9 protein-coding genes, 1 tRNA gene, 2 rRNA genes and 2 pseudogenes (1 of these 14 only partly in view) are annotated in these 13,904 nt (G+C 58.8%); 3 read left to right on the forward strand and 11 right to left on the reverse strand.

Annotation, left to right across the window (positions count from 1 at the left end; genetic code table 11):
* Positions 1-530: 530 nt before the first annotated feature.
* From NT26_RS14690 to NT26_RS14705, 4 genes are all read right to left on the reverse strand, one after another.
* Positions 531-1,637: an ABC transporter ATP-binding protein gene (locus tag NT26_RS14690; protein WP_052639778.1), complete on the reverse strand. Its 1,107-nt coding sequence runs from the start codon at positions 1,635-1,637 to the stop codon at positions 531-533.
* Between the two features lie 3 nt (positions 1,638-1,640).
* On the reverse strand, positions 1,641-2,531 hold the full coding sequence (locus NT26_RS14695; protein ID WP_052639780.1) for a carbohydrate ABC transporter permease: 891 nt from the start codon (positions 2,529-2,531) through the stop codon (positions 1,641-1,643).
* A complete protein-coding gene (locus tag NT26_RS14700; RefSeq protein ID WP_052642224.1) occupies positions 2,528-3,421 on the reverse strand; it encodes a carbohydrate ABC transporter permease in 894 nt (297 codons plus the stop codon). The genes NT26_RS14695 and NT26_RS14700 overlap by 4 nt, the downstream gene beginning before the upstream one ends.
* A gap of 74 nt (positions 3,422-3,495) precedes the next feature.
* Complete coding sequence (locus NT26_RS14705) at positions 3,496-4,740, reverse strand: extracellular solute-binding protein (RefSeq protein WP_052642226.1); 1,245 nt, start codon at positions 4,738-4,740, stop codon at positions 3,496-3,498.
* A gap of 438 nt (positions 4,741-5,178) precedes the next feature.
* On the opposite strand from NT26_RS14705, the gene NT26_RS14710 reads away from it, so the two are divergent.
* Positions 5,179-5,721 carry a 3'-5' exonuclease gene (locus NT26_RS14710; RefSeq protein ID WP_052639782.1) on the forward strand — a complete coding sequence of 181 codons (543 nt, stop codon included), beginning with the start codon at positions 5,179-5,181 and terminating at the stop codon, positions 5,719-5,721.
* A 439-nt stretch (positions 5,722-6,160) separates the two neighbouring features.
* The gene (locus NT26_RS14715; RefSeq protein WP_052642228.1) at positions 6,161-6,598 is read left to right on the forward strand and encodes a DUF2267 domain-containing protein; all 438 of its coding nucleotides are present in this window, start codon (positions 6,161-6,163) and stop codon (positions 6,596-6,598) included.
* 98 nt (positions 6,599-6,696) lie between these two features.
* Here NT26_RS14715 and NT26_RS14720 read toward each other — a convergent pair whose 3' ends face one another.
* From NT26_RS14720 to istA, 4 genes and pseudogenes are all read right to left on the reverse strand, one after another.
* Positions 6,697-7,263, reverse strand: a complete 567-nt coding sequence (locus NT26_RS14720; RefSeq protein ID WP_052639784.1) for an HPF/RaiA family ribosome-associated protein — start codon at positions 7,261-7,263, stop codon at positions 6,697-6,699.
* A gap of 111 nt (positions 7,264-7,374) precedes the next feature.
* A pseudogene (locus NT26_RS14725) lies at positions 7,375-8,196 on the reverse strand (CapA family protein); the annotation flags it as partial.
* 78 nt (positions 8,197-8,274) lie between these two features.
* Entirely contained in the window at positions 8,275-9,069 is a 795-nt protein-coding gene (istB, locus tag NT26_RS14730) for an IS21-like element helper ATPase IstB (RefSeq protein WP_052638837.1), read from the reverse strand.
* Positions 9,059-10,579 (reverse strand): IS21 family transposase, encoded by a 1,521-nt coding sequence (istA, locus tag NT26_RS14735; protein ID WP_052638836.1) that lies wholly within the window; start codon positions 10,577-10,579, stop codon positions 9,059-9,061. The genes istB and istA overlap by 11 nt, the downstream gene beginning before the upstream one ends.
* Positions 10,580-10,692: 113 nt before the next feature.
* Between istA and NT26_RS14740 the strand changes: the two are divergent.
* Positions 10,693-11,019 (forward strand): annotated as a pseudogene (locus tag NT26_RS14740) (IS3 family transposase); the annotation flags it as partial.
* A gap of 251 nt (positions 11,020-11,270) precedes the next feature.
* On the opposite strand, the gene NT26_RS14745 reads toward NT26_RS14740, so the two are convergent.
* The 3 genes from NT26_RS14745 to NT26_RS14755 all read right to left on the reverse strand — a co-directional run.
* Positions 11,271-11,347, reverse strand: a tRNA-Met gene (locus NT26_RS14745).
* Positions 11,348-11,571: 224 nt separating this feature from the next.
* A 5S ribosomal RNA gene (rrf, locus tag NT26_RS14750) occupies positions 11,572-11,686 on the reverse strand.
* A gap of 291 nt (positions 11,687-11,977) precedes the next feature.
* A 23S ribosomal RNA gene (locus NT26_RS14755) occupies positions 11,978-13,904 on the reverse strand (it continues 976 nt past the right edge of the window).

The raw sequence follows: 13,904 nt of genomic DNA on the forward strand, positions 1-13,904 counted from the left end.
AGCGTTCTAACATTGAAGCCGGTCCTCAAGGGGAAGAGAGCCGGCTCGGAAGAGAGATGCTCCAGTATGATTATCAGGACGTCCGGGCTTAGATAGTCAATGCCGGTCAAACTGCCGATCTATATAGTCGATCCAGTCTCGGACATTGCCAAGTAGGACTTTTAGATCGTAGCGCCACTCCAAGAGAAGCAAACGCCAGTTCATCCCCTCGCATGGACGTCCCGCCTGCGCCATCAGGCCGCGAAGGAAGTCCATCTTCGCGGTCGGGGAGGTGTGGAGATCATGCACACGATCACGCGATGGAGAGTAGGCGGTCCTTGGTAACTCTTCTTGCAAACCGACTTGCGATATAGAACGCATCACGTGTCCTCCTCCAGAATACACTTCAGCTTCAACAATCATACGCCGGTCGTCGCATTTGGGAAACCAGGTGGCGTGATCACAGTGTAGAAAGACCGCCGCAAAAAATCTTCCGAGACGGAAGGGCACGTGGCTACGGTGACGGACGGCAGACCCAGCGAGTGGCAGATCTAGAGCCGTTTGCCCGTGGTCGGGTCGAACAGCTTTGCCTTGCGCATATCGACTTCGAAGCAAAAGGGCGAACCTTCCGCCACCCGCGCCTCAGGCCTCACCCGCGCGATCGCCTCTGTTCCACCCAGCAGGAAGACAAACATGATGTCGGGTCCGGTAGGTTCAACGACGTCCACAATCCGCTCGAAGGAGCAGAGCATCGCCTGCTGGCTGTGGCCGCCTGGATGGGTGATGATTTCTGGTCGGAGGCCGAGGTATACTTCGCGGCCCCGATAATCCGTCACTCGTCCTGCGAGATCTTCCGGCAATTGGAACCGCACCTCGCCCTGGATGTCTCGTACCACTGCGGCGACGGGCTCCTCCGGCGATATCGTCGCCTTTATGATGTTCATCGGCGGGGACCCCATGAAGCTGGCTACGAAGAGATCAACGGGCGCCTCATAGATCTCGTCTGGCGTTCCCACTTGGCGGATCGTGCCATTGTCCATCACCGCGATACGAGAGGCCAGCGTCATCGCCTCGATCTGGTCATGCGTGACATAGATCGTGGTCTTGCCGAACTGCTTGTGCAGCCGCCTTATCTCCGTGCGCATCTCGATCCTGAGCTTCGCATCGAGGTTTGAAAGCGGCTCGTCGAACAGGAAGACCTCCGGCTGACGCACCAGCGCCCGCCCCATTGCGACGCGCTGGCGTTGTCCACCCGAAAGCTGGCCCGGCTTGCGCTCGAGAAGATGGTCAATGTGCAGGAGCTCAGCGAATTCCTTCACCACCCGCTCCTGCTCCTCATGTGGCACACGTCGCGTCTCTAAGCCGAACGTCATGTTCCGGTGCACGCTTTTGGTCGGATAAAGCGCGTAGGATTGGAAAACCATTGCGATGTTGCGATCTCGCGGAGGGACATCGTTGACGCGCTCGGCGCCAATGAAGATGTCGCCGCTGCTCAACCCCTCCAGCCCGGCCACGAGGTTGAGCAATGTCGACTTGCCGCAGCCGGAGGGTCCGACAAGTACGACGAATTCGCCATCCTCGATGTCCAGATCAACGCCCCTGATCACTTCAGTCGTGCCGAACCTCTTCCAGATCTTCCTCAGGCTTACACCAGCCATGCCTCAACCTTTCACAGCGCCGGCTGCGAGCCCGCGAACGAAGTACTTCCCGGCGACCACGTAGACCAGCAGCGTCGGCAGGGCCGCCAGGATCGCGGCGGCCATGTCGACATTGTATTCCTTGACCCCGGTACTGGTGGCGACGATGTTGTTCAGGGCGACCGTGGCCGGATTGCTGTCGCCGACGGTGAAGGCGGCGCCGAACAGGAAGTCGTTCCATATCTGCGTGAACTGCCAGATCACCGTGACCACGATTGCCGACGGCGCCATCGGCAACATGATCTTGAAGAAAATGCCGAAGAATCCCGCCCCGTCGGTCTTTGCCGCCTGGACGATGCCGTCCGGGACGCCGATGAAGAAATTGCGGAAGAAGAGCGTCGTGAACGCCAGGCCATAGACGACGTGCACGAGGACGAGCCCGCTGACGCTGCCCGCCAGTTGGAGGTAACCAAGGGCTCTGGCCATCGGCAGAAGGACCACCTGAAACGGAATGAACGCGCCGAACAGCATCATGGCAAAGACCACGTCGGCACCTCGAAACCGCCACTTCGTCAACGCATAGCCATTGATCGCACCAAGCGCGGTCGACAGGATGACGGCGGGAACCACCATCATCACCGAGTTCCACATATATGGTGCAAGCCCGGTACAGCGAACGCCGACACAGGCAGAACTCCAGGCCTTGCTCCAGGCGTCGAAACTGATCTCCCGCGGCATGCTGAGAAGGGAGCCAGTCCTGATTTCTTCCAGCGACTTCAGTGACGTCGAGACCATCACCAGAAGCGGGATCAGGTAGTAGAGGCAGAAAAGCACAAGCACGGCGAAGAGGAGCAGGCGCAGCATGGTATTCGCGATCCCCCTCGGTGTGACGATCCCATCGGTGCGCTTCGTCATCTCCTGCCCTCCCGCAGTTCGGAGTAGAGGTATGGCACGATCACGGCGACGACCGTCGCCAGCATCATGACGGCACTGGCTGCAGCAATTCCCAGTTCGCTGCGCTGAAAGGCGAAGGCATACATGAAGGTTGCCGGCATGTCGGTGGCATAGCCCGGCCCTCCCGCAGTCAGCGCCACCACCAGGTCATAGCTCTTGATCGAAAGGTGCGCCAGGATCACCACCGAGGAGAAAAAGACGGGGCGGATGATCGGCAGTACGATACCGAAATAGGTCCGGAAGGGGCCAGCCCCGTCGATCGCCGCCGCCTTGAGAAGTTCGTCGTCGACGGATCGCAGCCCAGCCAGGAAGAGCGCCATCACATAGCCGGAAGACTGCCAGACCCCCGCGATGACCACCGTGTAGATCGCCATCTGCGGGTCAACGATCCAGTCGAACCGGAAATCGGAGAAGCCCCACTCGTGCATGAGCCGCTCGATCCCGAGCGTCGGATTGAGGATCCACTTCCATGCCGTGCCCGTGACGATGAAGGATAGCGCCATGGGGTAGAGGTAGATGGTGCGCAGTAGGCCTTCCGCGCGGATGCGCTGGTCGAGCAGCACCGCCAGAAGTCCGCCGATCAGCAGGCAACCCAGGATGAACAGGCTGGTGAAGATGAAGAGATTGGTGACTGCGATGTACCATCGAGGAGTCGACCAGAGCCGCTGATACTGGTGGAGCCCCTGCAGGGTGTAATCCGGCATCACGCCCGACTTCGTGAAGGATATGTAGATGGTCCAGGCGATGAAGCCATAGACGAAGAACAAGCTGATCGCGAAGAGCGGCGATACCACGATCTGCGGAAGCCAACGCTCGACCGATCTCTCCAGTGCAACCGTAGCCTTCCGCATGAACTCCCCCCGGACTTGCAGCATGTACGCCTTGCCGTTCGGAGCCGCCTGTTGGCGGCCCCGAACCTTATGCCTCATCCGGCCCGCTGGACCGCCGCAGCGAGTTGCTTGACCGCATCTTCGGAACTCTGGTCGGAGTTGAAGAAGTTGGTGACCGCATCGAGGAACTCGCCACGGACGGTTCGCGGAACGGCCATCTCATGTGCCATCGACGGCAGCAGGGAATTGTCGGCCGTCGCCCGCTGAAGGTCCTCGTGTGATTTCACCGCGCATTCGTCGAAGCCATCGAGCGATACGTCGGTGCGCGCGGGGATGGAGCCCTTCGCCATGTTGAAGGTCTTCTGGAAGTCCGGCGACATGATGAGCTTGGCGAGCAGCTTCTGCCCCTCCACCTCATCCGGATCGGCGACCTTGAAGAAGGTAAAGCTGTCGGAATTGAGCAGGAAGCCATTGCCCGGAGTTGGGATGCAGAGAAAGTCCTTGCCGGGCACCTTGCCGGCCGCAAGGAATTCGCCCTTCGCCCAATCACCCATGATCTGGAATGCCGCCTCACCATTCATCACCATCGAGGTGGCGAGGTTCCAGTCGCGCCCGGAGAACCCCGGATCCACGTAACCGCGGAGCTGGCGCATCTGGTTGAATACCTTGACCATGGTATCGCTCGTCAGGGCTTCCTGATCGAGTTCGACGAGCGCCTTTCGATAGAAGTCGGGACCGCCCAGTCCAAGTACCACCGTCTCAAACACGGTTGCATCCTGCCAAGGCTGTCCACCATGCGCGAGCGGCGTGATGCCTGCGGCCATCAGCTTGTCCGCAACCGCGTTGAATTCATCCCAGGTCGTCGGAATCTCGGCGTCGACCTTGCCCAACACCTCAGGATTGACCCACATCCAGTCGACGCGATGGATGTTGACAGGTGCCGCAACATACTTTCCTTCATATTTCATGATCTCCGCCAGCACTGGCGGAAGCTCGTCGTCCCAGCGCTCCGCCGTTGCGACATCTTCCACGTCGGCGAGAGCCCCCTGACGCGCCCATTCCTGGATACCAGGACCCTTGAGCTGTACTGCAGCTGGCGGATTTCCTCCCACGACGCGAGCGCGCAGCGCGGTCATGGCGGCGTCTCCGCCTCCACCGGCGATCGGGGAATCGATCCAGGTGCCGCCTTCGGCCTCGAAGGACTTCTTCAATTCTCCGACCGCCTTAGCTTCCCCGCCCGACGTCCACCAGTGCAGGACTTCCACCTTACCGCCCGCAAGCGCGGGTAAGGGCAGCACCAGCGCGCCCGTTGCGACCGCCGCCATCAGGTAATTCCTCATACGCATGCTGACCTCCTCTTGTGTCTTTCCTCTGGTTCTGCGTGCCGGACCTAAAGCTCGGCGATCAACAGCGTTTGCCGCTCAGGAGACGCCAACCCGCCGATTACGCGTCGATAGTGGGACTGTGCTTCAGGAGGATCATTGATGCCGGTCAAAATTCGAACATCGGCGGCTCGCCGTCACCAATCAGGCCTATTCCGGCACTTACGTGCTATATGAACTTGAGCGCAACTCCAACGCGAGGAGGCGCGAGAATGCTGATGGTGACCATAGTGGACGGAGCGCGAGGGTGCGCAGGTATATCTCATCCACGAAAACCTCGGTGGGCTCTTGGTGCGGAAGGAATGCCCCCTCCCTCTTCCAACGCATCGCCACCCCACATAGGAGTCGAGCGGTGACACGAGAATGAATGTGAGGCGTGAGCAACTGTAGATCAAGATGATTGTCTTCGTTGATTTCGAGGCTTCTTCGCTGGCCAAGCAGAGCTATCCCATCGAGATCGCTTGGGTGTTCGCGGATGGCCGCTCGAGGTCCTTCCTGATCAAGCCGGATCCCAAATGGACTGACTGGTCGGTGGAAGCCGAGTCGATCCATGGCATCTCACGGGAGCGTCTGGAGACGGAGGGCGTCGCGGTGGCTACGATCACCAACGAGATGATCGACACCCTCTCAGGTCATGACTTGTACGCAAGTGCACCCTCCTGGGACGGCAAATGGATGAGTGTATTGTTGCGTGCCGGTGGTCGTCCACGGCATTCGCTTCGGCTCAAAAAATCGGACCAGGCTTTCTCGCATGCCGCACGCGACGGTCTCGGACCCGCCGCGCCAGAGGGGGAAGTCGAGAAGCTCGTGCGGCAGGTCATTCAGGATACTGAACCCGCTTTCCCGGCTCATCGCGCGCTCCCAGACGCGCTGCTCGAGTTACACCGCTGGAAGCGGATACGTGCGGAAGCGGACAAAAGGCTCTTGAGGGGCCAGTGAACCTCCGATCGGGTTTCGAGCTTCAAGCCTGCGCAGTCACCACCAATGGCACTGCTGTCGAAGATCGCTATGGCCTTTGCATCCCATGGGAGCGTGGAGCCACCGAAGATGGAGAGCGCAAGAGAGATCTGGTCCCCGCATCATCGAACAACCGAGAAAGCGTCACGTCCTGCACGAGCGACTGCGCGTTCGATGACAAGCGAGGTGACGTACGTCAATCGCCCTACATCACCTCCGGTTCGCGGTGCGGCGATGCGCCGGCTTTTTCAAGGTTAAACGAGGCTCCAAATCTGCAGCGATCATTGACATCGCTCAATGCCACCCTCGCGGACTGCACTCATCCTAAGGATTGTTGCCCCTCCGAGCCCAACGAAGCAACCGGGACCGGGTGTGACGCAGTACGGCAGGAATGACAAACTCAGACACTATGGAGCACGTCATGACAACAGGTCATCCCACCTTCGACCATACCGTGCACGACGCCAATCGATGGCTGAAGGCGATCGCGCAAGAGCTTCATATAGAAGAGCGAAACCACGCCTACAGCGCGTTGAGGGCTACCCTTCATGCGTTGCGTGACAGATTGCCCGCGGAAGCCGCCGTTCATTTCAGTGCACAGCTGCCAATGGTCATCCGCGGCCTGTTCTTCGAGGGCTGGCGCATCAGCGGAAAGCCCACGAGCGAGCACACGATCGACGCCTTCTGCGGCCACATCGCCAAGGAGCTCCCCGCCAGCTTCCCGATGGACGCGGCGACAGCGGCACGTGGCGTCTTCAAGGTGATATTCAATGAGATCGACCCCGGCGAAGTGGCCAAAGTCATCGACCAGGTGCCGGTTTCTCTGCGATCCCTTTGGCCAGCGATGGCACGGAGATGATCGGCATCGGCAGGCCGTGCGAACGCAGCGCTGAAGGGCCGGACTGAAGCGCAGTAACTTGTAGCATAGCGGGAGACGGCGGCCGCTGGGATAGCAGCTTAGCGCAAGGCATGTTTTCCCATCGGCTTCACCGTGCTTGCCTGATCTCCCTCGCGCCCCGGTTCTTCCGCGAAGGTGACGCGAGTGCCCAGTTCAAGATCTTCAAACTTGCCCCCGACGACGCTGTTGCGGTGAAAGTAGACTTCGCGGCCATCAGCTGCGGCTATGAAGCCGAACTCACCCCGGTGATCGATCCGCTGTACGGTTCCTGTCGGTTGCGGCTCATGGTGCTTGGTTGCACCCTGCATCTTACGCGCTTCGTCCTGCACCTGACGTCGCGCCCTCTTGAATGCGTCATTGATGGCGAACTGCAGATCCGAATATCGCTCATCGCCATGATCCAATCGGTCTACTGTTATCTGCCTCCCCTCGGGAAGCGTCAGATGGATGCGTATGTCATAGAGCCCACCGGTGCGATGCTTCTGGCCAGGCCCTGTAACTGCCACCCGGCACTTGAGGATACGCCCGTATCGGGTCTCCAATTCATTCACGTGTTCAGCCAAGCTCTCGCGCACCGAGGGGGGCAACTCGACGCCGTGACTCTCGATCTCGACAGGAATTTCCATTGCTTCCTCCTGAGTTTCCAGATGGAATGAACTCGCCACGACCACTTCGGCCCACGAAGGATGCGATCCTAGACAGGTGATGAGGTCTGAAGAAACGCTAAGGCAACAGGATCATCCGGCATTGACGCCGATCAAGATCCCATCATCATCTAGCGAGATCCGACAGCCGACGCTTTCTCGGCTCATGACATCGACCTGCCAGTCTGCTTCCTGCTGGGACGCTCGCTGAAGACGGAACTTCTTCCTGCGGAAGGGAAGCATCTGGACGCCGCGAAGCAAATCGCCGCGCTCGTCGATATCCATAACAGAACCAAGTGCCAATTCAGGCCTCATCTCCTCATAACCGGGCAGGCCTTCGTAATCGTTGATGAAATCGCCACAACCGAACAGGATCAGCCTGTTGCGATATATTTCCAGGCCCATCGGGTGATGGGACGAATGGCCATGAACGACATTGACGTCCGCCTCGTCGATCAGAGCATGGGCGAACTCGACATGCCCGGCAGGAATGTCATACCCCCAGTTGGGTCCCCAGTGAATCGAGACCACCACGACATCATCGTTGCGCCGCAGGTTCGAGATCTGATCCAGAACCCGCTTGACGGACGCACGGCTGAAGTCGTTAAGAAGATGCACGCCCGGCCGCTGTGGCGTTGCCGCCCAACGACGTGGCACGCCTGCCGACGGACAGGCGATCGCAAAAACCATCAGGCGTCGACCCGCAGCGGTGCTCAAGAGCGCTGGCCGTCTGGCGGCCTGGTCGTCGTCTCCCGCGCCCACGGTTGCGACACCAACATCGGCGAGATGGCGCAGTGTCTGCGATAGGCCCTCAAGACCCCAATCGGCGATGTGATTGTTGGCAAGGACGCAGCAGTCGATTCTCGCCGCAGTGAGACAAGGAACATTGGCGGGATGCATGCGATAATTGATGCCTTTGGGTGTTGGTTTCCACGCGGAACTGAGCCGGTTTTTCCACCGAGAAGTGAGCCACCTCTGAGTATGGTTTTCTGATCAGGGTTTGGTCAATGGGCTGGCCTTTTCTCCTCTCTTCTGTGCCGCTGCGGCCGAGCTGGCCTTGAAGCGGAAGCTGTCGTTTCCTGTTTCCAGGATGTGGCAACGGTGGGTCAGGCGGTCGAGCAAAGCGGTGGTCATCTTGGCGTCGCCGAAGACGGTAGCCCATTCGCTGAAGCTGAGGTTGGTGGTGATGATGACGCTGGTGCGCTCGTAAAGCTTGCTCAGCAGGTGGAAGAGCAATGCGCCGCCCGAGGCGCTGAACGGAAGGTATCCAAGCTCATCGAGGATTAGCAGATCGAGACGGACCAGGGCTTCGGCGATCTGACCGGCCTTGCCCTTGGCCTTCTCCTGCTCAAGAGCGTTGACCAGTTCGATGGTAGAGAAGAAGCGGACCTTTCTGCGATGATGCTCGATAGCCTGGATGCCGAGAGCGGTCGCGATATGTGTTTTGCCTGTGCCAGGGCCTCCGACCAGGACAACGTTCTGCGCTTCGTCCATGAACTCACACCGATGCAATTGGCGCACGGTGGCTTCGTTGATCTCGCTGGCGGCGAAGTCATATCCGGAGATGTCCTTGTAGGCGGGGAAACGGGCGGCCTTCATATGATAGGCGATGGAGCGAACCTCGCGCTCCGCCATTTCCGCCTTCAGCAACTGCGACAGGATCGGCACGGCCGCATCGAACGCTGGCGCTCCTTGCTCAATCAGATCCATGACCGCTTGGGCCATGCCATACATCTTCAGGCTCCGCAGCATGATGACCACGGCGGCACTGGCAGGATCATGACGCATGGCGACCCCCTACGATCCGAACACGCAGCCCGTCATAGCGTTCGACATTGGCCTTGGGTTCACGAGCCAATGCCAATGCGTGCGGCGTATCGATAATAGGGCCGTCGGTCGTTTTCCCGTCTACCAACCGATGCAGCAGGTTCAACACATGCGTCTTGGTTGCCACGCCGGCCTCCAGGGCCAGTTCCACAGCGCGCAGGACGACCTGTTCGTCGTGATGAAGAACGAGAGCAAGGATGTCCGCCATCTCGCGATCACCGCCGGGGCGGCGGAGCATCTGGTCCTGTAATTTGCGGAAGGCCGGTGGCAATTCCATAAAGGGTGCGCCGTTACGAAGTGCTCCGGGCTTGCGCTGGATGACCGCAAGATAATGCCGCCAGTCGTAAATCGTCCGTGGTGGCTTGTCGTGACTGCGTTCTATGATCCGCACATGTTCGCAAAGAACGTTGCCCTCGCCCGCAACGACCAGCCGCTCGGGATAGATTCGTAAACTGACAGGCCGGTTGGCAAACGATGCGGGCACGCTATAGCGGTTCCGCTCGAAGGTGATAAGGCAGGTGGGGGAGACTCGTTTGCTCTGTTCGACGAAGCCGTCAAAAGCTGCAGGCAGTGTCATCAATGCTGCCCGCTCATCAGCCCAGACATCCGCGATCGTGCCGGGCAAGGTGCCATGCGGTGTCTCCCGCCACAGGTCCTGGCAATGCTGTTCCAACCAGGCATTCAATGCCGGCAGATTCGGAAAGTCCGGCATCTGTTGCCATAGCCGTGGTCGGGCATCCTGAACATTCTTCTCGACCTGCCCCTTCTCCCAGCCTGCCGCCGGATTGCAGAATTCGGGCGCAAAGACGTAGTGGTTCGTCATCGCCAGGAAGCGGACGTTGACCTGCCGCTCCTTGCCGCGGCCGACGCGATCAACCGCGGTGCGCATGTTGTCATAAATTCCACGCGCGGGCACGCCGCCAAGGACACGGAAGCCGTGCCAGTGGGCGTCGAAGAGCATCTCGTGTGTCTGCAGCAGGTAAGCTCTGACCAGAAAGGCCCGACTGTGCGCCAACTTGATATGCGCGACCTGAAGCTTCGTGCGCTCGCCGCCTATCACGGCATAGTCTTCACTCCAATCGAACTGGAATGCTTCGCCTGGGCGGAAAGATAGGGGAACGAATATGCCGCGGCCGACCGCCTGCTGCTCAACCCGCCAGTCACGGGCGAACGCAGCGACGCGACCGTAGGAGCCGGTAAAGCCCAAAGCCACCAGATCGGCATGAAGCTGCTTCAGCGTTCGGCGCTGCTTGCGTGATCTCCCGGTCTCGGTCTTCAGCCAGGCCGCCAGTTTGTCAGCGAACGGATCAAGCTTGCTCGGCCGTTCCGGCACAGTGAACGTCGGCTCGATCGTGCCAGCGCTCAGATACTTCGAGATCGTGTTGCGCGAAAGCCCCGTGCGCCGACTGATCTCACGGATCGACAGCTTCTCGCGCAGCGCCATCCGGCGGATGATGTTTAAAAGTCCCATGTGGATCACTCCGTTGCCCCCGTCGCTCTCCGCGTTGGGGGAAGGTTCACATGGCTCAATTCTCAATGGAAATTATGCGCCTAACCGGCTCAGTTCCGCGTGGAAACCAACAGGTGTGGCGACGCAAGCCAAAGGATCAGGTTCTGGTCCATTCGGATCAGGGCTCGCAGTTCACCAGCATGGACTGGGCCTCGTTCCTCAAACACCACAATCTGGTTCACTCGATGAGCCGCCGCGGCAATTGCCATGACAACACAGTGGCTGAGAGCTTCTTCAACCTTCTGAAGCGGGAGCGGATACGTCGCAGGGTCTACCGCTCACGCGACGAAGCTCGTCAGGACGTGTTCGACTACATCGAAATGTTCTACAACCCGAAACGCAAGCACGTCAGAAACGGGATGCTGTCGCCCGTTGAGTTCGAGCGCGTGCAGAAAACATAGACCCGACGGTGTCTACGAAACTCGGGGCTATTCAGACCTTTCGATCCACGGCCACCTCGCCGCCATCCTGGCAGCCCAGGAAGCGTGGCGGGAAGCATCACGGGAACTGCGTGAGCAGCATTCGGCCGGGTTCGTCCGCAAGCGGGCTGCTGGTGAGTTCAAGACTGTGCAGGAGAAGGTGAAGTATCTGAACCGGTGTCAGGCGCTCCTTGCGGAGAAGGAGGCTGAGTGGGTGCGGTTACAAGTCTCGTTGGTTGCGGGGGCAGGATTTGAACCTGCGGCCTTCAGGTTATGAGCCTGACGAGCTACCGGGCTGCTCCACCCCGCGTCACCAAGAGTCCGGGTTTTGGGCCCGGGAGCGAAGTCAGGCGTAGCCTGATGAGGTGAGGCCGTCAAGATATCGATCCAGTGGATCGATATTAGGCCGAACGGGCTGCTCCACCCCGCGTCACCAAGGATACGGACTTTTCTGGTCCGGAAGGGATGCTTGTTTTTCGTGTTTCTGAGAAGATTGTATTGTCCGCTTTTGTTTTGCGGCATTGCCTTTAATAGACCTGGCAGCGACCTACTCTCCCGCGTCTTGAGACGAAGTACCATTGGCGCTGGGGCGTTTCACGGCCGTGTTCGGAATGGGAACGGGTGCGGCCGCCCCGCCATGACCACCAGGTCGATTAAGGGCAATGAACCAACATTTCTGTTGGCATGTGTTGAGAAGCTGGATTTTGGTTCATCGCCTTTGCTTTGTCCTGACGGGCTGATCGTGACCTGCCGGTCGCGGCCCTGCGGACGGTCGCCAAAGTCCTCGGGCTTGACCCGGGGATTGGCGACGGCCTTTGGCCTGTATGGCTGCCCCGCGCTCTTATCGAGCAAGGGCGCCAACAGTTGGCGATGGTCTTGTTGAACACGTCATGGCTTCATCTTGGCGTCTTGCGACGCGTGATGAGCATGATCAATGAGAACGATCAAGTCGATCGGGCTATTAGTAAGGCTAAGCTTCATGCATTGCTGCACGTCCACACGCCTCCTATCAACGTGGTCGTCTTCCACGGCCCTGATAGGGAATACTCGTTTTCAGGTGGGTTTCCCGCTTAGATGCCTTCAGCGGTTATCCCTTCCATATATAGCTACCCTGCTATGCCCTTGGCAGGACAACAGGTCCACCAGAGATATGTCCATCCCGGTCCTCTCGTACTAGGGACAGATCCTGTCAATATTCCTACACCCACGGCAGATAGGGACCGAACTGTCTCACGACGTTCTGAACCCAGCTCACGTACCGCTTTAATTGGCGAACAGCCAAACCCTTGGGACCTGCTCCAGCCCCAGGATGCGATGAGCCGACATCGAGGTGCCAAACAACCCCGTCGATATGGACTCTTGGGGGTCATCAGCCTGTTATCCCCGGCGTACCTTTTATCCGTTGAGCGATGGCCCTTCCACGCGGGACCACCGGATCACTATGACCGACTTTCGTCTCTGCTCGACTTGTCAGTCTCGCAGTCAGGCGGGCTTATGCCATTGCACTCGACGACCGATTTCCGACCGGTCTGAGCCCACCATCGCGCGCCTCCGTTACTCTTTCGGAGGCGACCGCCCCAGTCAAACTACCCACCATACACTGTCCCGGATCCGGATGACGGACCGCGGTTAGACATCCATGACGATAAGGGTGGTATTTCAAGGATGGCTCCACGAAGACTGGCGTCCCCGCTTCAAAGCCTACCACCTATCCTACACATGCCGACACGAATGCCAGTGTAAAGCTATAGTAAAGGTGCACGGGGTCTTTCCGTCTGACCGCAGGAACCCCGCATCTTCACGGGGAATTCAATTTCACTGAGTCTATGTTGGAGACAGCGGGGAAGTCGTTACGCCATTCGTGCAGGTCGGAACTTACCCGACAAGGAATTTCGCTACCTTAGGACCGTTATAGTTACGGCCGCCGTTTACTGGGGCTTCGATTCAAAGCTTGCACCTCTCCTCTTAACCTTCCAGCACCGGGCAGGCGTCAGACCCTATACGTCGTCTTTCGACTTCGCAGAGCCCTGTGTTTTTGATAAACAGTCGCTACCCCCTGGTCTGTGCCACCCCTTCCTGGTTGCCCAAAAAGGGGTCACGCTTCTTCCGAAGTTACGCGTGCAATTTGCCGAGTTCCTTCAACATAGTTCTCTCAAGCGCCTTGGTATACTCTACCTGACCACCTGTGTCGGTTTCGGGTACGGTCTATAATGATGGAGCTATTTCCTGGAACCTCTTCGCTGCACAACCAATCCAGTAAGGTTGAACAACACACGAGATCCGTCACTACCACCAGGCCCACGAATATTAACGTGGTTCCCATCGACTACGCATGTCTGCCTCGTCTTAGGGGCCGGCTAACCCTGCTCAGATTAACTTTAAGCAGGAACCCTTGGTCTTTCGGCGAGAGGGTCTCTCACCCTCTTTGTCGTTACTCATGTCAACATTCGCACTTCCGATACCTCCAGAGGCCCTCACGGGTCCTCCTTCACAGGCTTACGGAACGCTCCGCTACCACTTGCAGTAAACTGCAAATCCTCAGCTTCGGTGCATGGCTTTAGCCCCGTTACATTTTCGGCGCAAAGACCCTTATTTAGACCAGTGAGCTGTTACGCTTTCTTTAAATGATGGCTGCTTCTAAGCCAACATCCTGGTTGTTTTGGGATCCTCACATCCTTTCCCACTTAGCCATGACTTGGGGACCTTAGCTGGAGGTCAGGGTTGTTGCCCTCTTCACGACGGACGTTAGCACCCGCCGTGTGTCTGCCGACTAGTACTCCCCGGTATTCGGAGTTTGGTTAGGATCAGTAAGACGGTGAGTCCCCATAGCCCATCCAGTGCTCTACCCCCGGGGGTATTCGGTCGAC

This window comes from Pseudorhizobium banfieldiae, from assembly GCF_000967425.1.
Taxonomy (GTDB): Bacteria; Pseudomonadota; Alphaproteobacteria; order Rhizobiales; family Rhizobiaceae; genus Neorhizobium; species Neorhizobium banfieldiae.

What these genes read in the sequence shown, in the direction of transcription:
- NT26_RS14700 (WP_052642224.1), bottom strand. Translation starts at nt 3,421, where the DNA reads ATGCGGAAGGCTACGGTTGCACTGGAGAGATCGGTCGAGCGTTGGCTT.
- istA (WP_052638836.1), bottom strand. Translation starts at nt 10,579, where the DNA reads ATGGGACTTTTAAACATCATCCGCCGGATGGCGCTGCGCGAGAAGCTG.
- NT26_RS14710 (WP_052639782.1), top strand. Translation starts at nt 5,179, where the DNA reads ATGATTGTCTTCGTTGATTTCGAGGCTTCTTCGCTGGCCAAGCAGAGC.
- istB (WP_052638837.1), bottom strand. Translation starts at nt 9,069, where the DNA reads ATGCGTCATGATCCTGCCAGTGCCGCCGTGGTCATCATGCTGCGGAGC.
- NT26_RS14695 (WP_052639780.1), bottom strand. Translation starts at nt 2,531, where the DNA reads ATGACGAAGCGCACCGATGGGATCGTCACACCGAGGGGGATCGCGAAT.
- NT26_RS14705 (WP_052642226.1), bottom strand. Translation starts at nt 4,740, where the DNA reads ATGAGGAATTACCTGATGGCGGCGGTCGCAACGGGCGCGCTGGTGCTG.
- NT26_RS14690 (WP_052639778.1), bottom strand. Translation starts at nt 1,637, where the DNA reads ATGGCTGGTGTAAGCCTGAGGAAGATCTGGAAGAGGTTCGGCACGACT.
- NT26_RS14720 (WP_052639784.1), bottom strand. Translation starts at nt 7,263, where the DNA reads ATGGAAATTCCTGTCGAGATCGAGAGTCACGGCGTCGAGTTGCCCCCC.
- NT26_RS14715 (WP_052642228.1), top strand. Translation starts at nt 6,161, where the DNA reads ATGACAACAGGTCATCCCACCTTCGACCATACCGTGCACGACGCCAAT.